Annotated in this window: 26 protein-coding genes and 3 pseudogenes; 12 read left to right on the plus strand and 17 right to left on the minus strand. The window is 61.7% G+C overall.

What is annotated here, in order from left to right; genetic code table 11:
- Positions 1-241: 241 nt before the first annotated feature.
- Genes AB3L03_RS29305 through mdcA form a run of 7 tightly spaced genes read right to left on the minus strand, consistent with a single transcriptional unit; the run spans position 242 to position 6,278 of the window.
- Positions 242-1,183 (minus strand): acyltransferase domain-containing protein, encoded by a 942-nt coding sequence (locus tag AB3L03_RS29305; protein WP_368507476.1) that lies wholly within the window; start codon positions 1,181-1,183, stop codon positions 242-244.
- Complete coding sequence (mdcB, locus tag AB3L03_RS29310; protein ID WP_368507477.1) at positions 1,183-2,031, minus strand: triphosphoribosyl-dephospho-CoA synthase MdcB; 849 nt, start codon at positions 2,029-2,031, stop codon at positions 1,183-1,185. Before mdcB ends, AB3L03_RS29305 begins: the two co-directional genes overlap by 1 nt.
- Positions 2,028-2,675: a malonate decarboxylase holo-[acyl-carrier-protein] synthase gene (mdcG, locus tag AB3L03_RS29315; RefSeq protein WP_368507478.1), complete on the minus strand. Its 648-nt coding sequence runs from the start codon at positions 2,673-2,675 to the stop codon at positions 2,028-2,030. The genes mdcB and mdcG overlap by 4 nt, the downstream gene beginning before the upstream one ends.
- Positions 2,668-3,342 carry a biotin-independent malonate decarboxylase subunit gamma gene (locus AB3L03_RS29320; RefSeq protein ID WP_368509091.1) on the minus strand — a complete coding sequence of 225 codons (675 nt, stop codon included), beginning with the start codon at positions 3,340-3,342 and terminating at the stop codon, positions 2,668-2,670. Before AB3L03_RS29320 ends, mdcG begins: the two co-directional genes overlap by 8 nt.
- Positions 3,343-3,393: 51 nt before the next feature.
- On the minus strand, positions 3,394-4,308 hold the full coding sequence (locus AB3L03_RS29325) for a biotin-independent malonate decarboxylase subunit beta (RefSeq protein ID WP_368507479.1): 915 nt from the start codon (positions 4,306-4,308) through the stop codon (positions 3,394-3,396).
- Positions 4,305-4,622, minus strand: a complete 318-nt coding sequence (gene mdcC / locus AB3L03_RS29330; protein WP_368507480.1) for a malonate decarboxylase acyl carrier protein — start codon at positions 4,620-4,622, stop codon at positions 4,305-4,307. The genes AB3L03_RS29325 and mdcC overlap by 4 nt, the downstream gene beginning before the upstream one ends.
- A 9-nt stretch (positions 4,623-4,631) precedes the next feature.
- Entirely contained in the window at positions 4,632-6,278 is a 1,647-nt protein-coding gene (gene mdcA, locus AB3L03_RS29335) for a malonate decarboxylase subunit alpha (RefSeq protein ID WP_368507481.1), read from the minus strand.
- A 190-nt stretch (positions 6,279-6,468) separates the two neighbouring features.
- On the opposite strand from mdcA, the gene madL reads away from it, so the two are divergent.
- From madL to AB3L03_RS29355, 4 genes are read left to right on the plus strand one after another with little or no spacing between them, the layout of a single operon-like run.
- Positions 6,469-6,903, plus strand: a complete 435-nt coding sequence (madL, locus tag AB3L03_RS29340; RefSeq protein WP_368507482.1) for a malonate transporter subunit MadL — start codon at positions 6,469-6,471, stop codon at positions 6,901-6,903.
- The gene (gene madM, locus AB3L03_RS29345) at positions 6,900-7,664 is read left to right on the plus strand and encodes a malonate transporter subunit MadM (RefSeq protein ID WP_368507483.1); all 765 of its coding nucleotides are present in this window, start codon (positions 6,900-6,902) and stop codon (positions 7,662-7,664) included. The genes madL and madM overlap by 4 nt, the downstream gene beginning before the upstream one ends.
- A 2-nt stretch (positions 7,665-7,666) precedes the next feature.
- Entirely contained in the window at positions 7,667-8,398 is a 732-nt protein-coding gene (locus AB3L03_RS29350) for a GntR family transcriptional regulator (protein ID WP_368507484.1), read from the plus strand.
- Positions 8,395-8,991, plus strand: coding sequence for a cation transporter (locus AB3L03_RS29355; RefSeq protein ID WP_368507485.1), 597 nt, complete (start codon positions 8,395-8,397; stop codon positions 8,989-8,991). Before AB3L03_RS29350 ends, AB3L03_RS29355 begins: the two co-directional genes overlap by 4 nt.
- 114 nt (positions 8,992-9,105) lie before the next feature.
- Here the strand turns inward: AB3L03_RS29355 and AB3L03_RS29360 are convergent, their stop codons facing one another.
- Together AB3L03_RS29360 and AB3L03_RS29365 are read right to left on the minus strand one after the other, a co-directional pair.
- Positions 9,106-9,372, minus strand: coding sequence for a hypothetical protein (locus AB3L03_RS29360; protein ID WP_368507486.1), 267 nt, complete (start codon positions 9,370-9,372; stop codon positions 9,106-9,108).
- A 127-nt stretch (positions 9,373-9,499) separates the two neighbouring features.
- Positions 9,500-10,182: pseudogene (locus AB3L03_RS29365) on the minus strand (SOS response-associated peptidase family protein).
- Between the two features lie 194 nt (positions 10,183-10,376).
- On the opposite strand from AB3L03_RS29365, the gene AB3L03_RS29370 reads away from it, so the two are divergent.
- Genes AB3L03_RS29370 through AB3L03_RS29380 form a run of 3 tightly spaced genes read left to right on the plus strand, consistent with a single transcriptional unit; the run spans position 10,377 to position 13,620 of the window.
- On the plus strand, positions 10,377-11,600 hold the full coding sequence (locus AB3L03_RS29370) for a site-specific integrase (protein WP_368507393.1): 1,224 nt from the start codon (positions 10,377-10,379) through the stop codon (positions 11,598-11,600).
- A complete protein-coding gene (locus tag AB3L03_RS29375) occupies positions 11,597-12,520 on the plus strand; it encodes a tyrosine-type recombinase/integrase (protein WP_368507394.1) in 924 nt (307 codons plus the stop codon). Before AB3L03_RS29370 ends, AB3L03_RS29375 begins: the two co-directional genes overlap by 4 nt.
- A complete protein-coding gene (locus AB3L03_RS29380) occupies positions 12,517-13,620 on the plus strand; it encodes a tyrosine-type recombinase/integrase (protein ID WP_368507487.1) in 1,104 nt (367 codons plus the stop codon). The genes AB3L03_RS29375 and AB3L03_RS29380 overlap by 4 nt, the downstream gene beginning before the upstream one ends.
- Here AB3L03_RS29380 and AB3L03_RS29385 read toward each other — a convergent pair.
- The 3 genes and pseudogenes from AB3L03_RS29385 to ligD form a co-directional block, all read right to left on the minus strand.
- The gene (locus AB3L03_RS29385) at positions 13,617-14,030 is read right to left on the minus strand and encodes a hypothetical protein (protein ID WP_368507488.1); all 414 of its coding nucleotides are present in this window, start codon (positions 14,028-14,030) and stop codon (positions 13,617-13,619) included. The genes AB3L03_RS29380 and AB3L03_RS29385 overlap by 4 nt on opposite strands.
- Positions 14,031-14,138: 108 nt before the next feature.
- On the minus strand, positions 14,139-14,465 hold the full coding sequence (locus AB3L03_RS29390) for a hypothetical protein (protein ID WP_368507489.1): 327 nt from the start codon (positions 14,463-14,465) through the stop codon (positions 14,139-14,141).
- 183 nt (positions 14,466-14,648) lie between these two features.
- Positions 14,649-15,534, minus strand: a pseudogene (gene ligD, locus AB3L03_RS29395) (non-homologous end-joining DNA ligase).
- Between the two features lie 170 nt (positions 15,535-15,704).
- Between ligD and AB3L03_RS29400 the strand changes: the two are divergent.
- From AB3L03_RS29400 to AB3L03_RS29410, 3 genes are all read left to right on the plus strand, one after another.
- Positions 15,705-15,890 carry a DUF3606 domain-containing protein gene (locus AB3L03_RS29400; RefSeq protein WP_368507490.1) on the plus strand — a complete coding sequence of 62 codons (186 nt, stop codon included), beginning with the start codon at positions 15,705-15,707 and terminating at the stop codon, positions 15,888-15,890.
- A 207-nt stretch (positions 15,891-16,097) separates the two neighbouring features.
- Entirely contained in the window at positions 16,098-16,247 is a 150-nt protein-coding gene (locus tag AB3L03_RS29405; RefSeq protein WP_247395406.1) for a hypothetical protein, read from the plus strand.
- Between the two features lie 183 nt (positions 16,248-16,430).
- Positions 16,431-16,838 carry a hypothetical protein gene (locus AB3L03_RS29410; protein WP_368507491.1) on the plus strand — a complete coding sequence of 136 codons (408 nt, stop codon included), beginning with the start codon at positions 16,431-16,433 and terminating at the stop codon, positions 16,836-16,838.
- A gap of 901 nt (positions 16,839-17,739) precedes the next feature.
- On the opposite strand, the gene AB3L03_RS29415 is transcribed toward AB3L03_RS29410, so the two are convergent.
- The 3 genes and pseudogenes from AB3L03_RS29415 to AB3L03_RS29425 all read right to left on the minus strand — a co-directional run bounded on the left by AB3L03_RS29415 (position 17,740) and on the right by AB3L03_RS29425 (position 20,365).
- Complete coding sequence (locus tag AB3L03_RS29415; protein WP_368507492.1) at positions 17,740-18,768, minus strand: hypothetical protein; 1,029 nt, start codon at positions 18,766-18,768, stop codon at positions 17,740-17,742.
- A gap of 97 nt (positions 18,769-18,865) precedes the next feature.
- Positions 18,866-18,958 (minus strand): annotated as a pseudogene (locus AB3L03_RS29420) (amino acid ABC transporter ATP-binding protein); the annotation flags it as partial.
- Between the two features lie 51 nt (positions 18,959-19,009).
- The gene (locus tag AB3L03_RS29425) at positions 19,010-20,365 is read right to left on the minus strand and encodes a hypothetical protein (protein ID WP_368507493.1); all 1,356 of its coding nucleotides are present in this window, start codon (positions 20,363-20,365) and stop codon (positions 19,010-19,012) included.
- A 623-nt stretch (positions 20,366-20,988) separates the two neighbouring features.
- Here AB3L03_RS29425 and AB3L03_RS29430 point away from each other — a divergent pair.
- Complete coding sequence (locus tag AB3L03_RS29430) at positions 20,989-21,288, plus strand: hypothetical protein (RefSeq protein ID WP_368507494.1); 300 nt, start codon at positions 20,989-20,991, stop codon at positions 21,286-21,288.
- A gap of 81 nt (positions 21,289-21,369) precedes the next feature.
- Positions 21,370-21,498 carry a hypothetical protein gene (locus AB3L03_RS29435; RefSeq protein ID WP_274535503.1) on the plus strand — a complete coding sequence of 43 codons (129 nt, stop codon included), beginning with the start codon at positions 21,370-21,372 and terminating at the stop codon, positions 21,496-21,498.
- Between the two features lie 316 nt (positions 21,499-21,814).
- Here AB3L03_RS29435 and AB3L03_RS29440 read toward each other — a convergent pair whose 3' ends face one another.
- Both AB3L03_RS29440 and AB3L03_RS29445 read right to left on the minus strand, forming a co-directional pair.
- Positions 21,815-22,033 carry a hypothetical protein gene (locus AB3L03_RS29440; RefSeq protein ID WP_368507495.1) on the minus strand — a complete coding sequence of 73 codons (219 nt, stop codon included), beginning with the start codon at positions 22,031-22,033 and terminating at the stop codon, positions 21,815-21,817.
- Positions 22,034-22,129: 96 nt separating this feature from the next.
- Positions 22,130-22,708, minus strand: coding sequence for a tetratricopeptide repeat protein (locus AB3L03_RS29445; protein WP_368507496.1), 579 nt, complete (start codon positions 22,706-22,708; stop codon positions 22,130-22,132).
- Between the last annotated feature and the right edge of the window lie 183 nt (positions 22,709-22,891).

Here is a 22,891-nt window from a genome sequence, read left to right on the forward strand (position 1 = left end):
TCGAGCCGAGGGTGCCGAGCGGAGAGGTGGCTCCCAAGCCCGGCGACATGAGTGCGGTCTGCGCGCTCGCCGGGTCCGAGCAGAGCATCGCGAGTGCAGCTAACGCCAACAGGGATCGCGTCCAAGGCTCCTGTCTTTCTTTCCGCACGACGGGGGCCGCCGTGGCTCTCGCGGGAGTGCGCGGGTACGGAATCCTTCTCCATTGCTGAAGGACGAGATAGGCTTGCCGAGCAGCGCAAGATCAGCGTGCCTGATGAGGGGATCGCCTGTTGGCGATCCAGTTTCGGAGCCCGTCCAAGGTGTGAAACCCGTCGACCCCGTAGCATGGCGTGGACGGAAAAGCAGTCTGCGCCATCTCGGCCAATGCGTGTCCCGGACCAAGGTCCAGTATCGTGCTGGCGCCGAGCTCGGAGAGGGCGTCCAGCGTTGCCGACCAGTTGATGGGACGCGCGACTTGATGAGCGAGCTTTGCCCCTGCAGCGCGCGCTGAGAATATGCGCTCTCCTTCGCTTCCCGCCAGCAGGGTCCGCTGGCTTGCGATCGGGGAGCGTTTGCTCTCGTCGATCGCCTGCTGCAGCGGTTTGCAGGCTTGCTCTAGTTGCCGCGTGTGGGATGCGATTCTGACGGCGAGAAGACCGGCGCGCCCGGCACCCTGTTTTCTTGCGTCTCGGCAGAGCTCGATCACGTCTTGCTCGGCGCCTCCGACGACGAAAAGCTGGGCGGGGTTTTGAATGGCGATTTCGCAGCGGTGCTCTTCAAGCAGAGCTTCCAGCGCGGTCCGATCAAGCCCGCGGACATAGGCGAGGCGACCGGGCTGCGCTGCCGCGCCTTCCATGAGGCGGGCTCGAACGTCCGTGAGCCGCAAGGCCTCCTGGGCGGTCCATATCCCCGCGATGCTCCAGGCCGCCATTTCCCCGACGCTGTAGCCCGTGACGGCGGTCTGCTCGGTCAGGAGGTCGGCGATGCAGGCGTGGATCGCGAGAGCCGATGTGACGGCCAGGATCTGGCTGGGGTGATTGACGGCAAGCTCGTCCGCGCTCCGCGTCCTGACGAATTCGCGCGGATCCGCGCCGAGCAAAGCCGTCGCTGCGGTGAAGACTGGCTCCGCGGCGGGCTGGTCCGCGACAAGATCAAACATCTTGTCCGAGAGCGTACCTTGTCCGCCGCAAAGCTGGGCCAGCATCAGAGCTCCACCCAATCGACGAACAGGGTCATCGCGAGCAGATCCGCCGAGCCGCCGGGACTGAGATTGCGCGCGATGAAGGCGCGATGGATATCGGCGGCGCGCCTGCGCCATCCCGGCGATCCGACGCCGCCGGCGGCCAGGAATGCGGCGGCGCTGGCTTGGGCGAAGCGCAGTCCCTCCGCTCCGCCCCGATGCAGCAGGTTGGTGTCGGTGACAGCGGCGATCAACGTCATGCAGGTCTGGACTCGGCTGGCCTCCTGATCATGTGGCGCAAGGCCGCGCGCTTCATGCAGCGCGGGCAGGGCGATGTCATAGACGGACGGAAAGCCATGGGCGGCTTCCGTCCTGGCGCCGCCGGCGCCATAGCGGCGCGCCGCCAAGGCGCCGTGGCTGCGAAGCGCTGCGGGGCCTGCCAGGATGTCTTCGCTCCAACGCTCCGAAACCAGCCGGCCAAGCGGCTTGCGAACGCCGATGGCGTTTCGGTATCCGGCCGCGGCGCACAGCAGGCCCAGCCCGAAGATGGCGCCGCGGTGCGTGTTGACGCCGGAGGTCGCAGCCAGCATCGCGCGTTCCGCGGCAACGCCGATCGCGCGCAACCGGTTCATGCCGCCACCTTCGGCGCCAGCTGCCGCAAGATCGCGGAAGAACGGCGCCAGCGTGTCGGCGCTGCGGCACAGGAGCTCCGCATCCATGTCCCGATGTGCACCGTCGTCGACATGGCTGACGAGCCCCGGCTTCGGATAGGTCTGCACCTCGAGCTTCAGGCAGTGCGACGCGAGCTGTCCAAGCTGCTCCGGATCAAGTGCACGGCCCGTTGTCCATTCCCGTCTCAGCGCAATGGTCATGGCGCACAACCCGCGACAAAGGCCGCACGCGTTGTAGTGAGGACGCCGGTCGGCCCCTTCACAAGCACTTCGCCCTCGTCCTTCCCGGTCAATTCGCGCCATTGAACGCCGCCGGCGCGAGCTGTGATCTCGCCGTCCAGCCGCATAGGCGCCCGCTTCGCGATCTCCGCAACGGCGGACGGCAGCGTTCTGGCCTGGTCTGCCGAGGACAGTGGCCAGAGCAGATCGAGGTCCGATCCGTCCGCAAGATAAGTCAGGCCGGTGAGGTGCTGCCAGGCCAGGCTTCCATACGTGCGGGTTTCCGGCAGAAGCCGGAGGAGCTCCTCGATCGTCACGCGCCATGCCGCGGGCGCCGCTGCGGCCGCGTCCGCCAACAACGGCGGCGGCGCGGATACCACGATATCGGCCGCGGCGAGCGACACCGCAATGCGCCGCTTGCCGTGGCTCGGCGGCAGCGGCAGACCGAGCGGAACGAGACCGGCGGTGTCGCTGCAAGTGGGCCGCCGAACGACGAGGGGGCGGCCGGCGCGCGCCCAGCCTTCTATGATCGGCTCGCCGGCGAGTTCGGGACGCTGGCTCATCGCGGCCGCCCAGCCGGCAGCCGAGACCTTCACCATGGTATGGCGCTCGAGAGCTTCAGGCATGTCGCGACCCCGGTTGCGACGCCGCCGCAAGCGCGACGACGCGGTCGGCGATCTCGGCTGCTTTCAGCCGACCGCCACGTTCGGCGCCGAGGACGGCGCGCTCGTCCGGCCCATTCGGCCTGCCCAGCACGGCCGCGAGCTGCGGCGCCGAAGGCGCGGTTTCGTCCCAGACGACGTGAATGCCGCCCGTGCGGACGATGTTGTCGAGCCCGGGAGCGAATACCGGCGTTGCTTCCGCCTTGGCCTTCAGGACCTCGATCGGCAGCTTGGTGACCCGCGCCATGGACGGCAGATCCATGACGGCCGGATGCGCCCCCGGAAGAGCCACCAGCGTGCCGGTGGCAAGCGCCGTTGCGATGAACGCGCCGGCCGCGCTGCCGCCGTACAGCAGGCCGACGGTGCGGTGCCCTTCGGCTTCCGCCAGCAGCAGGGCCTTCGCAAGATGAGCAAGATATTCGCTGAGGCCGAGCAGCTCGTCGCGCCTGCTCATGCGCTGGCTGGCGGAATCCACCAGCACCAGGATCGGAGCGCGGTCTTGCGATCGGATGATCTCGATCACATGGCTTGCGAGCACGATCGCTTCGTCCACGCCAAGGTTCTGTCCTTGCGTGATGCCGAGCACGTGGATCGGCTTCCCATCTGCCAATGTCGCCTTTCCTCCGATCATCGCGCCGGTCACCTCGATCTCGGTGCTGTTCGGAAAGAGACCGGTCAGATCTCATCGAGCGTCATCGGCGTTCTCCCTGTTGCCTGCTGAGTGAAGGAATGAGTCCGTTGGAAGGGCGGGGATGTTGGTCGGCTCGTCGACGCCGAGCGCCTGCCAGATCTCCACGGCGTCCTTGGCGTCGCCGAAACGCTGCAGCCGCCGCTCGAGCCGCTTCTGCTCCGCTTCGAGAACCGCGCGGTCCAACCCTCGCTTGGCCATGAGCGCGTCGATCGCGGCCTGGCGGAACGCCACTGCCTCGTCGTCGACGAACACGTCGGCTCCGCCGATCAGGTAGCGGTGCTTGCCGCCCATCGTGCGCCAGACCAGTGCGCGGTCGCGCGAGTCGAACTCCTCGATCCCTCGGTTGGTCTCGATGACCTCGGGCCCGCTGACGCTGAGCCGCCCCTGCTCGGACACGATCAGGCGAGAGCAGGTGCCGGCGATCAGGCTGCCGCCGCCGTAGCATCCGGCGCGGCCGCCGATCAGCCCGATCACGCGGGCGCCCTCCTGCCGCGCCTCGATGACCGCGCGCATGATTTCAGCGATGGCGAGCTCGCCGGCGTTCGCCTCCTGAAGCCGCACGCCGCCGGTGTCGAACAGGATCAGGACGTCTTGCTTGAGTGCGCGCGCGGCCCGCAGCAGCCCGGTGAGCTTTGCGCCATGGACTTCGCCGAAGGCGCCGCCCATGAACCGGCCCTCCTGCGCGGCAACAAGCACCGGCGAGCCGTCGAGGCGGCCGCGGCCGATGACGATGCCGTCGTCGAACTGCTCCGGCAGATCGAAGATCGAAAGATGCGGGCTGATCTCGCGCAGCTCCGGGCCGATGAATTCGGAGAAGCTGCCGGCATCGACCAGCGCGTCGATGCGCTGCCGCGCGCTCGCCTCATACCAGCTCAGGGAAACATCATTGGCTGTAACGGCTCTCATCGTTCCGGCTCCTCGATCTTGCGGATGCCTTGGGCAAGGCGGAGCGCCACCGTGTCCGGCCGGGCGCCGCCGTCATTGACGGAAATGCGCAAGCCCCCCGCCGCGCGGCGGCCCACGAAGTCGCGGACCACGGCGTCCCACACGGCGCCGAAGCCATGGGCCGCCGTTGCGATCTCGATCGTGCAGATGTCCGCCGGCGAGGCGCGTTCCAGCAACACTTCGAGATTGCCCGAGGCAACGACACCGACGATTGCCTGCGCCCGCGTGCCGCCGGCGCGCTGCGGGGCAGAAAGTCTGAAGCTAAGCTTTTCCATGAAAAGTCCTCACCAGTTGCGGAAGCGGCTGGGTGGGCGGTAGAGGCCGCCGGAGGCCCGCATCAGATCCTTGATCGAGCGCGCGGCGAGGAGACGGCGATCGGCATCGAGCGGATCGATACCGAGATCTTCGGGCCGTCGGATCACGCCACGCGCGCGCAACGAGTCCACCATCTTCGCATCGCGGGCGCGTCCGATGTCGGTGTAACCGGCAACGCCGCGGATCGCGTGCTCGCGCTCGTCCTTCGTCCGGCACATCAGCAGGTTGGCGATGCCTTCCTCGGTGACGATGTGGGTCACGTCGTCGGCGTAGACCATCACCGGCGCGAGATCGAGCTTGAGCTCGCGCGCCAGATCGAGCGCGTCGAGCCGTTCGACGAACAGCGGAGCATTGGCCTCGCCAAAGGTCTCGCCGATCTGCACCACCAGCTTGCGGCCCCGGCGCAGCGCCGCATCGGCGTCGGGCGCGGCCTCGGCGCCGGCCTTGAGCCACGGTTCGCTGGGGTGGCGGCGGCCCCGTGGATCGGATCCCATGTTGGGGGCACCGCCGAATCCGGCGATGCGGCTGGTCGTCACCGTCGAGCTGTGGCCGTCGAGATCGATCTGGAGCGTCGATCCGATGAACATGTCGCAGGCATAGAGGCCTGCGGTCTGGCAGAAGGCGCGATTGGATCGCAGCGATCCGTCCGGTCCCGTGAAGAAGACGTCCGAGCGCGCGGCGACATAGTCCTCCATGCCGACTTCCGATCCGAAGCAATGGATCTGCTCGACCCAGCCGGATTCGATCGCCGGAATCATCGTGGGATGCGGATTGAGCGCGAAATGGGTGCAGACCTTGCCCTTGAGGCCGAGCTTCTCGCCATAGGTCGGGAGCAGCAGCTCGATGGCGGCGGTGTTGAAGCCGATGCCGTGGTTGAGCCGGCGCACGCCGTACGGCGCGTAGATGCCCTTGATGGCCAGCATCGCCGTCAGGATCTGGGTCTCGGTGATCGCGGCGGGGTCGCGGGTGAAGAGCGGCTCGACATAGAAGGGCCGGCCGGCCTCGACCACGAAATGGACGAGGTCGCCGGGGATGTCGACGCGCGGCACCTTGTCGACGACCTCGGTGACCTGCGCCACGACGAGACCGTTCTTGTAGCTGGTCGCCTCGACCACCGTCGGCGTGTCTTCGGTGTTCGGTCCGGTATAGAGGTTGCCGTCCCTGTCGGCGCTCACCGCGGCGATCAGCGCGACGTTCGGCGTGAGATCGATGAAATAGCGGGCGAACAGCTCGAGGTACGTGTGCACGGCCCCGAGCTCGATCTTGCGGCCGAACAGCATCTTCGCGATCCGTGCCGCCTGCGGGCCGGAATAGGAGAAGTCGAGCCGGCGCGCGATGCCCTTCTCGAAGATATCGAGATGGGAGGGCAGGACCACGCCCGATTGCACCATGTGCAGGTCATGAAGCTCGGCAGGGTCGAGGTTTGCGAGCGCCTCGGCGAGAATGTCGGCCTGCTTCTGGTTGTCGCCCTCCAGGCACACCCGGTCGCCTGACCGGATCACCGCCTTCAGGAACGTGGGCAGGCTAGGGATCGGGACGACCTTTCCCTTTGCGTGCCTCTGGCCGGCGCTCAGGCGTTCGCCCAAGGCGGCCTTTTGTATACCCCACTCGCTCATTTTCCCTCCTCGGCATGCGGAACTGGCTTCGGCAGGCCTGCATGTATGCGTATTGCCTTTGATCCACAAGTAATGTATGCGTGATCGACCAAATGAGGGCCGACCGCATACACAGGAGGAAATTCAAGATGCTCGTGCATACACGCTCTCCACAAGCTGGCGACGTTGCCGCGTTTAACGGGAGGCGCCCGTGACCATTTCCGGCGTAGCGCTACTCGCGATCTGCACCTTGCTTGGGGTCCTGCTGGGGGACCTGCTTGGGCTCGCTCTCGGTGTGAAGGCCAACGTCGGCGGCGTCGGCATCGCCATGATATTTCTGATCGCGGCCCGGCTCTGGCTGGTGCGCTACGGCCTGCTCAGCAGCGGGCTCAAGATCGGCGTCGAGTTCTGGGGAAGCTTCTACATTCCGATCGTGGTCGCGATGGCCGCGCAGCAAAACGTGGTCGCCGCGGTCAAAGGCGGGCCGGTCGTCGTCATCGCGGGAATCGGCGCCGTCGCGGTGTGTTTCGCGATGGTCGCCCTGATCGGCCGGCTCAGCGGTCGGGTCGAGTCCATGGACGAGATCGAGGCGCGCGAAGCGATCGAGGCGAGCGTACCTCACTTCAAGTCGGGGAGGATCGGATGACCATGATGTCTCACGTTCTCGCCGCGAACGCGCTCATCACCGCGTTCGCCGCTGTCGGGATCCTGATGTGGATCTCCGGGGCGATCTCGAAATACCTCACCTTCGGGCGCATTCACGCCTCGGCCATCGCGATCATGCTGGGTTTGGCGCTTGCCTTTTTCGGAGGCCTCGCCACCGGCGGCGAAAAAGGTGTCGCCGACCTGCCGGCGCTGACCGGGATCGGCCTGATGGGCGGCGCGATGCTGCGCGATTTCGCCATCGTCGCCACCGCTTTCGAGGTCGACGTCGTGCATGCGCGCAAGGCCGGCGCCATTGGCGCCATCGCGCTAGGATTGGGAACGGTCGTTCCTTTCATTCTCGGCGTGTTTGTCGCGGCCGCGTTCGGCTACACCGATGCAATTTCGCTGACGACGATCGGTGCCGGCGCGGTCACCTATATCGTGGGGCCGGTCACGGGGGCGGCGATAGGCGCCTCCTCGCCGGTCGTTGCGCTCTCGATCGCGACCGGTGTATTCAAGGCGGTGATCGTCATGATCGGCACACCCTTCGTCGCTAAGATGATCGGTCTGAACAATCCGCGCAGCGCAATGGTGTTCGGCGGCCTGATGGGAACGGTCAGCGGCGTTTCCGGAGGGCTTGCGGCAACCGATCGGCGTCTGGTGCCTTACGGCGCATTGACCGCGACGTTCCATACCGGGCTAGGATGTCTGGTTGCGCCCTCCATTCTCTACTTTGCTGTGCGCGCGATCATAGGAGATTGAAGGTGAGTTTGTTCAAGATCGCAGCTGATGCGGAAGACGATGGGGGATTGCTCTCCGATCGAATCCGAAACGCACTGACGGACGAGATCGCATCCGGCGCCCTTGCCGCCGGTTCAGCCTTGGAAGAGCAACTGCTTGCGGACCGGTTTGGGGCTTCCCGGACGCCCGTGCGGGAAGCGCTTCGGCAGCTCGCCGTGAGCGGGCTTGTTGAAGTGCGCGGGCGCCGCGGGGTGGTGGTGGCGCGGCTGACACCCGAGCGCATCATGGACATGTTCGAGACCAGCGCCGAGGTCGAGGCGATGTGCGTCAGGCTTGCCACCTATCGGATGACGCCGCTCGAGCGGAGTCAATTGATCGAGCTGCACGAAGGCTCGCGGGCGATGGTCGAGGCGAACGACGTCGATGCCTACGATGCCTTCAACCGGCAATTCCACGAATGCATCTACCGGGCGACGCACAACTCGTTCATGGCGGAGCAAGCGCAGGATGTCCGCTCCCGTCTCAGCGCCTTCCGTCGCACGCAATTGCGCCAGGGCGATCGCATCCGCCGGTCCCGCGAGGAGCACGAATCCATCATGCAGGCGATCGCCGAGGGCGACGGCGAAACTGCGGCGCGTCGGATGCGCGCCCATATGCTGAATGCGGCCGCAGCCTTGAGGCGGTACATCGCTGACCGCTTCGGTGGACAGGACGGCGGGCTTGCGTCTGGCAACGCCGGGAGCGCGACCAGGTGAATACGTCCGCGTATGACCAAGATTTGCGACGGGTGGTTCGCCTCGTTGCCATCCTCAACCTCGCCTACTTTGGCGTCGAGTTCGCCGTCGCTCGCGCTATCGGCTCCGTCTCGCTGTTCGCCGATAGCGTGGACTTCCTGGAGGACGCATCGGTCAACTTCCTGATTCTTGCCGCACTCGGATTGTCTGCCGGTCGTCGCGCCAAAATCGGAATGATGCTCGCCGGTATTTTGCTCGTGCCAGGCTTGGCGACACTCTGGACAGCCTGGGACAAGTTCATGGCGCCGAGCCCGCCCGAGGCGCTCTCGCTCTCGTTAGCCGGTCTTGGCGCGCTTGCGGTCAATCTTTCTTGCGCAATCATGCTGACGCGCTTCAGACGGCACAGCGGCAGCCTCACGAGGGCCGCGTTTCTCTCTGCACGCAACGACGCGGTGGCGAATGTCGCGATCATCGCGGCTGGCCTCCTGACGGCGTACACGTCGTCTGTATGGCCTGACTTGATCGTCGGGCTCGGCATTGCCGCAATGAACGCCGACGCGTCGCGGGAAGTCTGGGCAGCGGCTCGCGAGGAACATAAACTGGCTGAGACCTGATGCTCCGGCCCGTGGCTAATTCTCGTCGATGAGGCTGTCGTTCGCGAATGGCTGGTCGGCATTGCTAGACAGCCGCGGGCCGACGGCATGCACCGCCCATCGCCGCGCCTGTGGTCAATCGAGCACCGGGCATTCCGGGCAGGTGTCGCCGATCGAGTCCAGGACGTCACGGACCTGGTCGATGGCCGTCTTTGGAGAAACGCCGACCGGCGGAGCGCGCCTTGCGATGTCGAAGGCGCGCTCGCGGGCGTGCGGGTCGGCGCGGTCCTGCATCCAGCCGTGCTCCTCGCACTCGCGGATCGCTCCGGCTTCATGCAGCACGTGGACCGCCCAGCCGCGTAGCGTGCGGATCGCCCGTGGTCTTTCCCTCGTCATCAGCATCGAGATGGCTCCTGCCGAGACAGATCCTTGGACCGCCGGCTCGTTCCGGGCGGTTAGCACAGCTCAGGGATTCCGAAATGCAGAGGCTCCGGCTTGTCCACCTGTTCCGCGGCCCCTGTGCAGAAGCTCACGGAGTCTGCGGCGGGTCTTCCTTGACGCCGCGGGCGGCGATCCGGAGCGCTCCGTCCGGAAGCGGCCGCTGCAGCTTCAGGGCATCTTCCGCAGGGGCGGTCAACCAGGTCTCGACTTCCTCCGCCGTCGTCAAGATCACCGGCATCGCCTTCGGGTGGATGGCGCCGACCTCGGCGTTCGGCTCCGTCGTCAGGAACGCGTAGAGGTCGTTGGTGGTCTCGCCTTCCTTGACCTTCCGGACCGATGTCCAGTTGGTCCAGATGCCGGCGAAGCACGCGAGCGGCCGGTTTCGTCGAGCGCGAACCAGATGTCGCCGCCTTCGGCCTTGTTGAACTCGCTGAACGAGTTGAACGGCACCACGCAACGGCTCTCGATGCCGAGCCATCGGGTCCAGTGTTTGCTCTTCACGTTTCGGATGTTGGTCGTGCCGGAGTCTGGCTCCATCCGGAGCAATTCCTTGAAATCGACGGTCTTGCCCTTCGCTTGCAGCTTCTCGGCGCGCTTCTTGGTGGCGTCCATCAGTGCCTTCGATGACGACGGCATGTCCCAGCGCGCGGTCGCGAGCTCGCGGCCCTCGGCGCCGGTCCGGACGATGGGAGCCTTGTAGTCCGGAAACACGCCAGGCATCGGGGCCAGATTGCCGACGTACCGGTTGACGACCCGGAACACCGCGCTGATGGCGGCCTGGTTGGTGGTGATGGAGTACAGGTTATGCCGACGTCGGCATAATCTCTACTATGCCGACCTCGGGATTATGCCGACCATTGGCTCTGAACGGGCTCTGGCGGCGGCGATCGCTGCGTTAGAGTCGGCATAATCCGATTGGTCTCACAGCGTACAGTCTCCCCCTTGCCAATTGAAGGGAGGCTTTCATGTTGATTGATCTGTCACGAGTTGGGGTTTCGGGTCCGCTTTCGGCATTCGCGACTGGGTTTGCCGACCACATGACACGACAAGGCTATAACCCACACCAGACCCGCCTGCACTTATTGCTGCTAAACCACCTGAGCAATTGGCTTGCGAGCGAGGGGCTCGTTGTAGGGGAACTGCGCACAAAGGAAGTAGAGCGGTTTCAGCTCAGCCGTGATGAAGCGGGTTACAGCTTTCTTCGCTCTATCAGAGCGATGCAGCCGATCCTCGGTTACCTGCGCGGTCTTGGGATCGCACCGCCGGCCTCGTCACCTCCGGTCAGCGGAGTGCTTGAAGCGGCCCTGGCGCGATACCGAGGTTACTTGATACTTGAACGTGGCATCAGGAATGCGTCAGCGTCCCGGTATATTGAACTGATGCGTCCCTTCCTTCAAACCAAGGTCTCGCCGGACGGCCTTACTCTGGACCTTCGAAGCCTGACGGCGGCTGACGTCATTTCCTTTGTGGTGACAAACTGCCCTCGCCTCAGCCCTGGGACGGCCGGGTTGACAGTGTCGGCCCTTCGATCACTACTCGGTTTTCTTTACGTCGACGGCGTTATCGATCGGTCACTCGTGTCTGCGGTACCGACCGTTCCCGGTCGGCGATTAACCGGATTGCCGAAGGGATTGGCCGCTGACCAAGTGCAGCGCCTTCTGGCGTCCTGCGACACCAGCACCCGAAGTGGCTGTCGTGACTTCGCGGTCCTGACCATGCTTGTTCGCCTGGGCTTGCGGGCAGGCGAAGTCGCCAAACTGCAGCTTGAGCATATCGATTGGCGAGGCGGCGAGATCGTGATTGCCCACAGCAAAGGCAATCGCACCGAACGACTGCCATTGCCTGCAGACGTCGGCGAAGCAATCGCGGCTTACTTGCATCACAGCCGTCCCGCAAGCACGCAAGGCCGAATGGTGTTTGCACGGATCACAGCTCCGCATCACGCTCTCACCACTGGCGCGGTAACGCAGATTGTTCGCCACGCTGGCGAACGGTGCGGCTTTGAACCGATCCATGCTCACCGGCTGCGTCACACCGCAGCGACTCTGATGCTACGCGGCGGTGCATCGCTGCCCGAGATCGGACAACTCCTGCGCCACCGCAACGCCATTACGACATCGATCTATGCCAAGGTCGATCGCGATGCTCTGCGGTCGATCGCTCGCCCCTGGCCGGGTGTCGTCGCATGAACGCTCTCCGCAAGGCTCTCGCAGACTACTTTGTGGTTCGCCGCGCCCTCGGCTTTAAGCTCTATCGAGCCGAGAAGCTCCTCGGTCAGTTTCTCACCTTCGTCGAGGATCGCGGCGAAGATCATCTGACAACCGAGGCGGCGCTCGCTTGGGCGACGCTTCCTAAGCGCGGTCGAACCTGGGCATTTGCCCGGCTTTCCGTTGTTCGCCGCTTCGCTAAACACCTGCGCGGGATCGACCCCGCGACCGAGGTGCCCCCGACCCACTTGCTGGTGCAGCAAAAGGGCCGAGCAACGCCCTACCTATATTCGGAGTCGGATATCGCGGCCCTCATCGCCGCGGCCGGGACGCTGCGGACACCGCACCGAGTGGCGACATTTCGGACATTGATCGCCTTGCTTGCAGTGACCGGAATGCGGGTTGGGGAAGCGATCGGCCTCGACCGCGACGATTTTGACTCCGTCATTGGACTACTCACTATCCGGAACGCAAAGTTCGGCAAGTCTCGCCAATTACCGCTGCATCCGAGCACGGTGGCTGCACTGGTTGATTATCTGCGTCGAGACGACCGTCCGACAAACTCGTCGAATACGCCGGCACTGCTGGTCACTACGGTTGGCACCAGATTCCACTACATGGGTATCCAGCCCGTCTTTCGTCAAATTGTGGATGTCGCCGGCCTGAAGCCGCGCTCTGCCTCATGCCGTCCGAGGCTGCATGATCTGCGGCATGGATTTGCCGTCAATACCATCCTTGACGGATATCGAGATGGCAGGGAGCCGGGGAACCGGATCGCGTTGCTGTCGACCTACCTCGGCCACGTCGATCCTGTCAGCACATATTGGTATCTTTCAGATGCGCCGGAGTTGCTGACGCTGGTTGGTGATCGTTTGGAGCGGCACCTCGGAGGTGCCGCATGACCGCACTTGCCCCAACCCTGCAAGCGTTCTTCACGGAACGCCTCATCCGCCAGCGCCAGGCTAGTCTCCATACACTTGCAGCCTACCGGGACACGCTGCGGCTGCTGCTGATTTTCGCGTCCGCGAGGAAGGACGTCGAACCATCGAAGCTGGACATCCACGATCTTGATGCGCCGCTCATCGGCGCCTTCCTCGACCATCTTGAGAAGCAGCGCGAGAATAGTGCGCGCACCCGCAATGCTCGACTTGCCGCCGTCCGTTCGCTGTTCCGGTACGCAGCGCTTCGACATCCCGAGCATGCCGCCGTAATCGAGCGGGTGCTTGCCATTCCACGCAAGCGTTTCGACCGAAGGCTCGTCACTTTCCTGATCGAACCTGAACTCGATGCGCTGTTCCGCGCACCCGACCGCTCGACCTGGACCGGGCGGCGCGACCATACCCTGCTTACGCTCGCGGCCCAAACGGGCCTGCGCGCGTCAGAATTGATCGGCCTTCGCATCAGCGATGTTCATCTCGGCACTGGCGCCCATATCAGTTGCATGGGGAAAGGACGGAAGTTGCGGATCACACCGATTACCGCGGGTATGGTCGCCCTCCTGCGTGTTTGGCTCGCCGAGCGCGCGGGTCTTCCGGCGGAGCCACTTTTCGTCACCCGATCGGGAACGTCACTCAGCCGTGACGCCCTCGAACATCGGCTCGCCAAATACGTTCAGATCGCAACCCCCGCCTGTCCGTCGTTGGGACAGAAATCCATCAGCATGCATGTGTTGCGTCATAGCGCCGCGATGCGACTGCTGCGGGCAGGAATTGAGACCTCGGTGATAGCACTTTGGCTCGGCCACGAGCAGGTCGAAACCACCCACATCTACCTACACGCTGATATGGGAATCAAGGAACGCGCACTGGCCGCGACAGCTCCAGCGGTAGCCACCCCCGGTCGTTTTCGACCGAATGACAAGCTTCTCGCATTTCTGGAGGCGCTGAGATTATGCCGACTCCAACGCAGCGATCGCCGCCGCCAGAGCCCGTTCAGAGGCAATGGTCGGCATAATCCCGAGGTCGGCATAGTAGAGATTGCACATATGTTCGATGATCCTTAGCGCTCGCCGGGCCACCAGTAAGATGCCGGATTATCCGCCGAGATTTTCGTTGGTCTTAATGCAACGAGTGCGCTTCGCTTATACGGATAGCGCCGCACTTCCGAACAGTTCTTGCATCGCATGTAGCGCTCAAGTTCATGCACCGGCGTCGTCTTGGCACGACGGACGACATCGAGTGCCACGGTTTGGTTGGTGTCGCATCCAAGGCATCGCACTTCGAGGTATAGGAAGCCGGCGTTGATGGCATCTCCGATCGTCGGCGATGGCTGCGCCGGGCCCCTATAGCCAAGCATCCGATAGTTCCAGGCCGCGCAAGCCAGTTTGTCGGCCTCCTTGCGCGCCTCCTTGGCGCGCTCGGCCGACATCTTGATTTGAGTGCCGTAGAGATGTTGGCGGGACTTGGTAGTCATGCCGCGATCAAAGCCATGTGCCGGCCAAGCTGACAAATTATCGATAGGTGGTAGGCGAGAAGCGCAACGGGCTACTTCCTGTCGTGGCTGTGGAAAACCAAAGGGCTTTCATATGCTGACCAACTGGCGGCCCGTCCCCTTGCAATCGACGCAGGCCAGTTCGCCTCCGACCATCTCTGGAGGAAACAGGCAGCGTCCGCTCCCGTCGCATTCCAGGCAGACGATCTGGCCGGCGCCGCATTCGAGCTCCTCAACCTCGGTCTCGAATTCAGTGTTACAATTGTGCGCGCAATAGACCAGCATGCTGGCGACTGGAGCCGGGCCATCCGCAATTGCTGAACCGCCTTCGTCATCCGCTGAATCGTAAGACGCCAATGCTCCGATCAATTCGGACCTGTCCTCGACCTTCATGTTCACCTCAGTCGTCTCCATCATCTTCATCCAGACGATCAGGCACAAAGTTGGGTGGCATGGCTGGGATGTTGAATTCATCGCTTGGATTGCAGACGGGGCAGGGCTCTCCGCGCCGCACTCGCAGGCGCGAGGGCCGAAAGCGGGGCGGTTCGGATGATTTTCGCAGACCCAACGGTAGTTGTCGCAAACAGCGCAAAACTTCACCTAAAGGTCCTCCCGCAAGCCTTTGAAGAATGGATGCCGGACTTTCCCCTCCGCCGACTTCGCGCGATACTCGATTTCCGCAAGCAGCTTTGGCTCGACCCAGATACCCTTGTGCGCGATTCGCTTGGCGTAAGGCTGCGTCTTGCGAATGAGCGGCTTCAATCGTTTTTGCAGTTCTGCGGCAGACGTTTTGTCGAATCCGTGGTCAACCTTGCCCGCATAAATAAGATCATCTCCCTTGTGGCGCCCGAGATAGATGCCGTCCCATTTGCCTTCGTCGAGTGCGAAGCCGGCGATGGTTAGCGTCTCTCGCTGCGCGCAAGTTGTCTTGACCCAGTTGTTGCCGCGGCCGCTGTTGTAGGTGCTGTCGCGAACCTTTGAGACGACGCCCTCCAGCCCTACCTTGCAGGCGTGCGCGAACATCTCGCGGCCTTCGATCTCGAAGCTCTCACTGAACTGCACGTCGGTGCCGGAAATGATCTTCTTCAGCTCGGCCTTGCGCTGAAACAGCGGCAGGCCGCGCAGGTCTCGTCCATTAAGATAAAGCAGATCGAATGCGACGAGCACGATCTTGGTTGATGTGCCCTTCAGCTCGTTTTGAAGGACGGAAAAATCGGTGCTGCCATCGGCCGCGGGGACCACAACCTCGCCATCGATGACCGCCGATCCCGCCTTGATGTGCCAGGCATCGTCGGCGACTTTCTTGAAGCGCTTGGTCCAGTCGAAGCCGCGACGGGTGTAGACGGTGACGACTTCGTTCGCCAAATGAACCTGGACCCGGTAGCCGTCGAACTTGATTTCGTGAATCCACCGCGCTCCGGATGGCACGCGGTCCACCCACGATCGCCAAGGCCGGTTTGATGAAGCCGGGGAAGGGCGCTTTCACCCGATTATCCCCTGCCTACGCTGACGCTGCAACGCCACTGACAAACTCCACGCAACGAACACCTTGATTCAGATCTTCACGGCCGGATTCGTTCCGTTGATCGGCGCGGACGGACGGATCTAAGGAACCATTTGAATCCTCTTGCGTTTCACAGACGCAAGGAGAGCAACATGGCTAAAGCGAAGAAGCAGACAACTCGCGGTCGCAAGCAAGACCGCGCGCGCGTAGCGGGCGGACAGAAATACGAAGTCGGCTACGAAGCGAAGGAGACGGGCCGCTCGGCCTCTGCCGTGAAGAAAGCGGTCAAGAAGGTGGGCAGCAGCCGGATAAAGGTAGAGCGTAAGCTGGGCCGCTGATAATTTTTACCTAAAGGTTCGTGGCTAGCCGGTCGCGTGAGCGACCGGTTTTCTTGCGCCCGTGGCCTGCCGCGAGCAGCTGGTCCAGGACCGCTTGTGACCCTGAGCAGACCTTTGTTGGGTGCTGTCTGGTTAGAATAAAGCAGCGATAAATTAGGACACTTGGCCCGATACAGATACCACGTGCTCAATCAGAGGAGGAGCGTCATGTGGTTGCTTGTGGCTTTCATGGTCGTGGTCGTTAGCGGGCTAAACTTCATCATCGAAAAATCGTCCATGACTAAAATGATGAAAGCGGCCACTCGCTTGGCGGTCCTCGCCGCGGCGCTGGCAACCACCTTCTATTTGATCGCCTAGCCGACGAGCCGCCTGAACCTATGTCATGTCGGTCAGCATGGGAAAAACCGTGCGGAGTCCTCCATTAGCTCAGAGTGTCGCGAGGTCTGCTTCCTGAAGTTCACCGGAACAGGGCATGCAAGCTTTCCCAGGCAGCCTTTGACCCTTAGCGGAAATTAACGTTGTGCGGTCAAGATGCCGAACATGCATTCCGAATGGCGTCGTCAGCTGCCCTATTTGGTTCACACCAACAGAGAACTCGGCCTAATGCTGAGCGGGGCGAAGCCGCTTGCATATTTCTCGTATATCGTCGGTCATGAACCGGATGTCTGTATTCGGTATTGGCGGATGTTCGACAGACACGTTGATGCGGGTCGCTTGATAAGGCGCGCAGTGATTGGACCGTGTCCCGAACTGCCGCAGCTCGAATATCAGATGCTGTTCTACACTTTACTCGGCCATGAGTGGCGGGTCGATGCCATGCTCGCGCTTCTGAACGAACCCGGAGCCTGGTCGGACGACCGCGAACGGCGCTTTGGCGAGTTGCTTGGCTACGAAGCGTGGCAGAATGAGTATTGGGTAACCCACCGCCGTTCGCCTGCGGAGCCTTAGTCTGCTGTTGACCCTAAGCCGAACTCCGCCTTGCGCCGATTAAAATCGGAGGCGCTTCATCGTCCCGGGTATGAAGCAGCGAATGCTCACACCCATCGGGCCATAGAGCGGCCAGACCAGCGTCGCTTTAGCCCTGTTCGGCTCGTCGATGACGGCGTCGTCGGGTACCTAAACCCACTCGGTTTCCACGTTGGTGGCGCCAGCCATCGCGCCCGAAGCCCCCAGGCGTTGTCGGCACGCGGACACGGTAATGGATGGTTGCCGGTGATCTCCCAATCTACCTCTGACAAATTCATCGCTTCGCTACCATCGCAGCACAGATCTCCCTTTCGGTCATAAAGCTCCGCAAACCACTTCGACAGATCAAGCCGATTGTGATCGTGCGCGAGCACGGCGCTGGTCGATACCATCAGCGCGACCGCGAACAGATTACGGAACATCGACTTATTCCAAATCGTTGGCTATCAAATCGGTCAGGGAGGAACTGTTGCCCGGATTCAGTCCACTCGCACAGCACCGCAATGGTCCGCGAAGTCACTGGCGTTGCCAGTCCGATGGCGTGCCCTAAATCGCTTAACCGCCCAGCGGGCCACCCGCCTGTGCTTCCGAAGTAGGTGGCCCGCTTCCGAGGGCTGGATCAAAGCAGGCTCACGCCAGCTTTGCTCGCCTCGCGATTAGACGGCCAGTCCACCAAACCCGCAATTGGAGAATTTGGATTACCCCCCGCTCGGTCTACATGACGAAGCGGCCCGCACAACAACGGTATCTGTACCTGCGATTTTGATTCCACTAGCGTCCCGACAGGCTGATTCCATTTGCTGCCTTGCATGATTCTGAAAGTGGCCCAAAGGCGACATTCGACGTCAGGAGTGATTTCCAGCTGCCGTCTGAGCTTTGGATGCTAGCCGGGGAAGTCGCGGAACTCCTTGACGAGATTAAACGGAATCTTCCACCCGGCGCCTCCGTCGCGCATCAGCATCTTGATGTCTTCCGCCCTGTTTTCTTTTCCGGTTTTCGGATCGGTCTCCAATGTGTGGCCGTTGCTGTCCCAGGGCTTGGTCGCGCTCTTCGAGTAGGAGCCGAGAAAATGCCCGGCTTCATGGGCAGACGTGTTAGGCCCGCGTTGCGAGCTGATGAAGGCAAGGTCCAGCGATCGAGCAAACGAGCCATTGGGAAAGGAGCCCTTGGACCGAAGCTTGTCGACACAGAAAATGGTGAGATGGGCGCCTTGAACTTTGTGTTTGGGGAAGAAGCTCTTCAGGTTTTCGACATCGATCACATCGGGAAGGACCGCAAGGCTCGCATCCTTCATGCCAGTCGCATTGGCGAGCTCCTGTTTGACGGCAGCCTGCGAGTCGTCGATGACCAGCCAGTCGGTTGGCACCCGCTCGAAGCGGATGTTGGCTTGTGGCCTCCATATATTGTTCATCGTCAGCAATTCATCTTGCTCACTGCAGGGCTTCTTGGCGTGAAAAGCCGGAGCGCCGCCGCTGCCCGGAATCATGACGTTGCGGAACGCCACCTTGATCTTGATTTCCGGCAGCACGACGACATAGAGCTTGGCTTCGATCTTCCGGCCGGCCGACCGGGCCACCACCTCCAGACCGGGAAAGGGAATCGGCTTGATCCGGCCATTGATTTCGAAAAACCGTGCATCGCCATTGAAGGTGGCGGGAAGTGACGCCGCCCTGAGCTGCGGATCGATGTCGGGTGCGGAGAAGGTGTCTTTGGTCTGCATGACGCGTCTAAGAGTATCGGCGCCATCGATCTCCTTGATCCCGAGGGCATGGGGGTTAGGATCGACTTTGAGCTTTCTTCCGGGATCGATCAGCGCCACGATGTTGGAGCCGCCGAACGGCACCACCATGCCTGGCGGGCTGCGGCCCTCATCGATGCCGGAGCGGCGGAAAACCTCTTGGAAAGCGGCCATGTCCGGTTCTCCTGTTCTAGTTCGGACCGTCAACGCGAAATTTTGAACCTTCGGCCGTTCGCTGCGCGGCTGGCGGATGGTTTCCTCGGGCGTGCCGATCCTCGGCCATGATGCCGGCATTCATGAAGCCGACGCGGGTGGAGACATCGGCTGAGAAGGCCATCTCGTGCGTGACCAGCATCGTCTTGCCTTGGTGCTTCTGGCCCCGGTCACCCCTTGGCAGCAACGTATCCATAGAAATTCATAAGAAAGTCCCGAACGGCGAGGGGCTTGACGGCATGGGTTTTTCCTGCGGATGCGGTATCAAATAGTCTCCATCGCCATATGAGAAGACCTTCGCCTTCACGAACCCGTTCATCACTTGTATCTTCTCGCGCAGCACGACCCAGTGCATCGTAAGCGCGGAGCCTTTATCGGACTGGTCGTCATAGTCGATCATATTGGCGCTTATGAAAAGACATACGCGATATCCGCTGTCGAGCAGCCGGTTGGCTTCGGTTACATCGTCGATGTCTTTGTTGAATCGTGAAATGTTGGTATTCTCGCGCACGTCCCGGTATCCTGCCTTGCGAAACCATTGCTCCATTTCGCTCGGCAGGGTGACACCCGCAAGATCGCTGATCTTGCCTGTGTCGTCGAAATCCAGGAACCAGTTCTCCGAATCGCGTATGGAGGCGCATGTCAGCCAGTCGACGTGGTCCAGCGACCAGGGTGGCGTGAAGTTCCTCACATCCTTTCCCGGCTTGATCAGCAGGCGGCCAAGATTCGCCTGCCCCTTCTGATAGAGATCGATCGCGAAGCGCGCGTAAGACCCTGGCTTGTCCGACGCGTAGCCGAACATCAGGGCGGATGGCCCGCACAGACTTCCCTGTTCTTGATTGATGAGGCTCGGTTTCGCAATGCGCCTGAGAATACCTATGCCGACGCGGTGTGGGTCGAGCTTCGGAAAGAACGTCGTCCTCGTATTTTTTAGGAAATCGCAGACCATTTCCGCGGCTAGTTTTTTCTGGTCGGAATTGAGATCATACGGTCCGATCCCGCGCTTCTCCTTGTATTCTTCTCCGACGAAGAGCGTGATGAGCTTTTTCGAGGTGGGGGAGAGCGTTCTGGAGGTGTTCGCAATGGTGGTCAGGTCGTCCAGCTCGAATGCGGTGACCATGCCGTCTGCGACGGTAGCCCGGATGATGTCAACGACCTCTGCGTAGTCCAGCTTTGAATCGTCGATGAGACCTTTGCGAAGTGCAGCATCGACGGAAGGAGTCGCGATTGCGTCCCATTGGCCCTTTGGCGGGGCGGGCTTGGCGGCCGCCTTCGTCGACAGTTCAACGAGCCGATTGAATGTCGGACCGGCAGGCCGAACATAGCCGTCAGGCGTGCCGGGAAAGTTCTTCTTCTGGAAGTACAGAATCGAGTTGTAAAGGCCGTCGCTGGCATAACCGGTCACGACCATCTGTGGTTTGAGCGTGTTCTCGGCGCCGCCGTCGGAAATGGCGATCTTGTTGAGCAGCGAAATAACCAGTTCCTGATCCTTTTTCCAGTTCTGGCAGCTGCGCCCTGTCGTCGCGAACCGTCCGACCTTGTCTTTCAACTGCAGCATATCGCGCCTCCCGGAACGGGAATGCTGCCTCTAACGTCCTGACATGCAGCCGGAGGCAGGCGCCGTGGCAAGTCTTCCCGCTGTAGGGTTGGTCGCCCTTGCCGTCCCTTGTGTTCACTCGCAAGGACAGCGGTCGCCCTGTGGCGGTTCACGAATGAGTTATGTCTGCCTATCGGGGTAGACCGGAATTCGTCGAACGACTGTCCGCTGATGGGCCAGGAGCCGACCTTGTCACGTTGTCGGCCGAACGTCAGCGTTTGATCCATAGCCGACTTTGAAGGAGTGCAGAGCGGCGGTCAGCTGTTCCCCGTGCTGGCCTCACTGCGGCAACCGACACTTTTGAACCACACCGAGCTATCGGACCACCAAATAACACTGCATCATTGCACATAGAGATCGTTTTCAATGTCGAAACCGGCGAAGCCGCGCGTCGCACATCCAGTTGCATTGGCGGTGTTTCTGACATTTATCTTGTCGCTGGCCCTCCTGGTAATCCTCCTCCCCCTTTACGCGACGCCTTAGGACCTGGAGACCTCCGTGTGACCGATACTTGAACGAATCCTCAGGAAGCCGCGACAAAGGGCTAATCTCCGAAAGGTTCACCAACAGGGAATCAAGACAGGATGACCGGAGCTGCTCTCATTTTGGCTTTTGCCGCAGCGGCCATCGCGATGGTGCGCTTTGCTTCGGGTAGCGTGCGCGACTATCTCGTCATCTTGGGAGGCACTGCATTACTTGTGCCGCCATTCTACTCCAAGCTGACCGGAGATATTTCCATCTTGATTCCTGTTCTCGAATCCAAAGACGACATCGTGCTGGTGAGTGCCGCTTCCACCATTCTATGGCCCCTGTTTACGACCGCTCTGGTCGTCTGGATCATGAAGGCCATCGTTCGGCTCTGTCGAAGATGCGTGGCTTGTTGAGGGTCAAGCGTGCTCATCCTGGTTGGCCCCATCCTCTTCATAGTTCTAGTCCTGTGCGCCGTTCGGCTCCAAAAACGGGGCTTGGCCGGCTGGAAGGCTGCGCTGCTCGTCGTGCTCGGCTCCGGCCTCATTGTGGCGATCATGTTCGGACTGCTCTTCGTCGGCTTCCAGGGATTTGACCGCCCACCTGGACAACCGGGCGCCGGATGACCGGGAGCGAGGCTGCGACCGCCATCCACCGCACCCTAAAGGAGTGCGAAGCTCCGCTTCAGTAGGTGCCTTTCTCATATAGGTGCGGCCCCTAACTTCGCGGAACAACGCATTTTGCACCTGCGGTCAGTCAGGCATCGACATGCTGCATTGGACGCGTTTGGTTCGGAGCCTGAAACACTCGCTCACGGCCGCTCATGGCCCGTTGCTGACCTGCGGCACCCAGCCGGTCGAGGACCGCTTCTGACCCAAAGCCGACCTAACATTCAAATTTTAGCATTTGGCCTGATCCATGATTGACGCGTGAATGCTAAGATCAGCGCAATTGCAGCGAGCCGCCGATGCCAGTGATATCGATGCTTTTGGTCGTGATGGTCGCGTTCGCGTTGGTCGGATTTAAGTTGTTCAACAGCCTCCGAACGATGCAGATACCATTAGGCTTTGGCGCCGTGCTGCTGAGGGATGAGAGCCCGTTGCTCTTCTGGCTTGCGATTGCCTTGCAGTGTTTAGGATTCGGCACGCTGTTCTCGATCATATACCTGGTGTGCTTTGTCGCTCCCAACCAGCCCATGATGTGAATGCACTTCTGCTTCTGACCCGAAGCTGACTTCAACGGCTTGACTAGCTGCTTTCACGGGCTTCTGCTTTTCAAGCGATACATCAACATTTCATGGGTTTCGAGCGCCTCATCTCGGCGAAACAGCTGCATGAAGGTCGAAACGAACCCAAGAGTGACCTTAGCGGCAAACAACGTTCTGAAGGGTTGATGCGCTATTCTTCGCAGTTGCGCTAACTTCGCGAGCTTGCCGCCAAGGAACCCACATTTATGGGATCGACCGTACCACGCAGCGGCTCTCAGCTGGCTCAAGCGTCCATGTTGTGATTGATAGTGCGTTCCAAGCCAAAACTGCGCTCTCCAGTTACCTTTCGCAGCGAGCTTACGAAGTTCACGTATTCCTTCTGGGACGCCGCGAAGCTGAAGGAAGCGGGCTCGATGCAAAACAGCGTTTTCTTGACCGGACGAGGCGGCACGATCAAACCACTTCCATGCGGTCACGAAATCCGCGTCAACGGCATCGCCTCGGGCATACTCCCAAGCGAGAGCCAACTGAGCGTCAACGTCGCCGCATGATGCAGCGGCAATCCATTCAGGAATTTTGCTGCGGCGTTTGGTGCGATCATCAGCGCGGCTCGGTAGTGCTAGTCGCATCGTCTAACCAATGCCTCTTGTCCGTGCGGAGTGTCTCTCATACGACATTAAAGAAACATCACTCTGCGACTGTCAATTGGAAGCGACGTTCGTCCGCTTGTGGCCCATCAGCGAAGTAGTGCCCCGCTTCGTTGAGGTCCGGTCACTGACGTATAGCGGACCGGTTTGCTCACGTTGAGCTCT

The sequence above is a fragment of the Bradyrhizobium lupini genome (assembly GCF_040939785.1).
Taxonomy (GTDB): domain Bacteria; phylum Pseudomonadota; class Alphaproteobacteria; order Rhizobiales; family Xanthobacteraceae; genus Bradyrhizobium; species Bradyrhizobium canariense_D.

Coding starts and splice junctions, on each gene's coding strand:
- AB3L03_RS29400 (WP_368507490.1), top strand. CDS start 15,705: ATGGCTAAAGCGAAGAAGCAGACAACTCGCGGTCGCAAGCAAGACCGC.
- AB3L03_RS29430 (WP_368507494.1), top strand. CDS start 20,989: ATGACCGGAGCTGCTCTCATTTTGGCTTTTGCCGCAGCGGCCATCGCG.
- AB3L03_RS29440 (WP_368507495.1), bottom strand. CDS start 22,033: ATGATCGAGAACAGCGTGCCGAATCCTAAACACTGCAAGGCAATCGCA.
- mdcC (WP_368507480.1), bottom strand. CDS start 4,622: ATGGAAAAGCTTAGCTTCAGACTTTCTGCCCCGCAGCGCGCCGGCGGC.
- AB3L03_RS29360 (WP_368507486.1), bottom strand. CDS start 9,372: ATGCTGATGACGAGGGAAAGACCACGGGCGATCCGCACGCTACGCGGC.
- AB3L03_RS29325 (WP_368507479.1), bottom strand. CDS start 4,308: ATGAGAGCCGTTACAGCCAATGATGTTTCCCTGAGCTGGTATGAGGCG.
- AB3L03_RS29415 (WP_368507492.1), bottom strand. CDS start 18,768: ATGGCCGCTTTCCAAGAGGTTTTCCGCCGCTCCGGCATCGATGAGGGC.
- mdcG (WP_368507478.1), bottom strand. CDS start 2,675: ATGCCTGAAGCTCTCGAGCGCCATACCATGGTGAAGGTCTCGGCTGCC.
- AB3L03_RS29380 (WP_368507487.1), top strand. CDS start 12,517: ATGACCGCACTTGCCCCAACCCTGCAAGCGTTCTTCACGGAACGCCTC.
- mdcA (WP_368507481.1), bottom strand. CDS start 6,278: ATGAGCGAGTGGGGTATACAAAAGGCCGCCTTGGGCGAACGCCTGAGC.
- madM (WP_368507483.1), top strand. CDS start 6,900: ATGACCATGATGTCTCACGTTCTCGCCGCGAACGCGCTCATCACCGCG.
- AB3L03_RS29405 (WP_247395406.1), top strand. CDS start 16,098: ATGTGGTTGCTTGTGGCTTTCATGGTCGTGGTCGTTAGCGGGCTAAAC.
- AB3L03_RS29410 (WP_368507491.1), top strand. CDS start 16,431: ATGCATTCCGAATGGCGTCGTCAGCTGCCCTATTTGGTTCACACCAAC.
- AB3L03_RS29370 (WP_368507393.1), top strand. CDS start 10,377: ATGTTGATTGATCTGTCACGAGTTGGGGTTTCGGGTCCGCTTTCGGCA.
- AB3L03_RS29445 (WP_368507496.1), bottom strand. CDS start 22,708: ATGCGACTAGCACTACCGAGCCGCGCTGATGATCGCACCAAACGCCGC.
- AB3L03_RS29425 (WP_368507493.1), bottom strand. CDS start 20,365: ATGCTGCAGTTGAAAGACAAGGTCGGACGGTTCGCGACGACAGGGCGC.
- AB3L03_RS29385 (WP_368507488.1), bottom strand. CDS start 14,030: ATGACTACCAAGTCCCGCCAACATCTCTACGGCACTCAAATCAAGATG.
- AB3L03_RS29375 (WP_368507394.1), top strand. CDS start 11,597: ATGAACGCTCTCCGCAAGGCTCTCGCAGACTACTTTGTGGTTCGCCGC.
- mdcB (WP_368507477.1), bottom strand. CDS start 2,031: ATGACCATTGCGCTGAGACGGGAATGGACAACGGGCCGTGCACTTGAT.
- AB3L03_RS29390 (WP_368507489.1), bottom strand. CDS start 14,465: ATGATGGAGACGACTGAGGTGAACATGAAGGTCGAGGACAGGTCCGAA.
- AB3L03_RS29305 (WP_368507476.1), bottom strand. CDS start 1,183: ATGCTGGCCCAGCTTTGCGGCGGACAAGGTACGCTCTCGGACAAGATG.
- AB3L03_RS29320 (WP_368509091.1), bottom strand. CDS start 3,342: ATGATCGGAGGAAAGGCGACATTGGCAGATGGGAAGCCGATCCACGTG.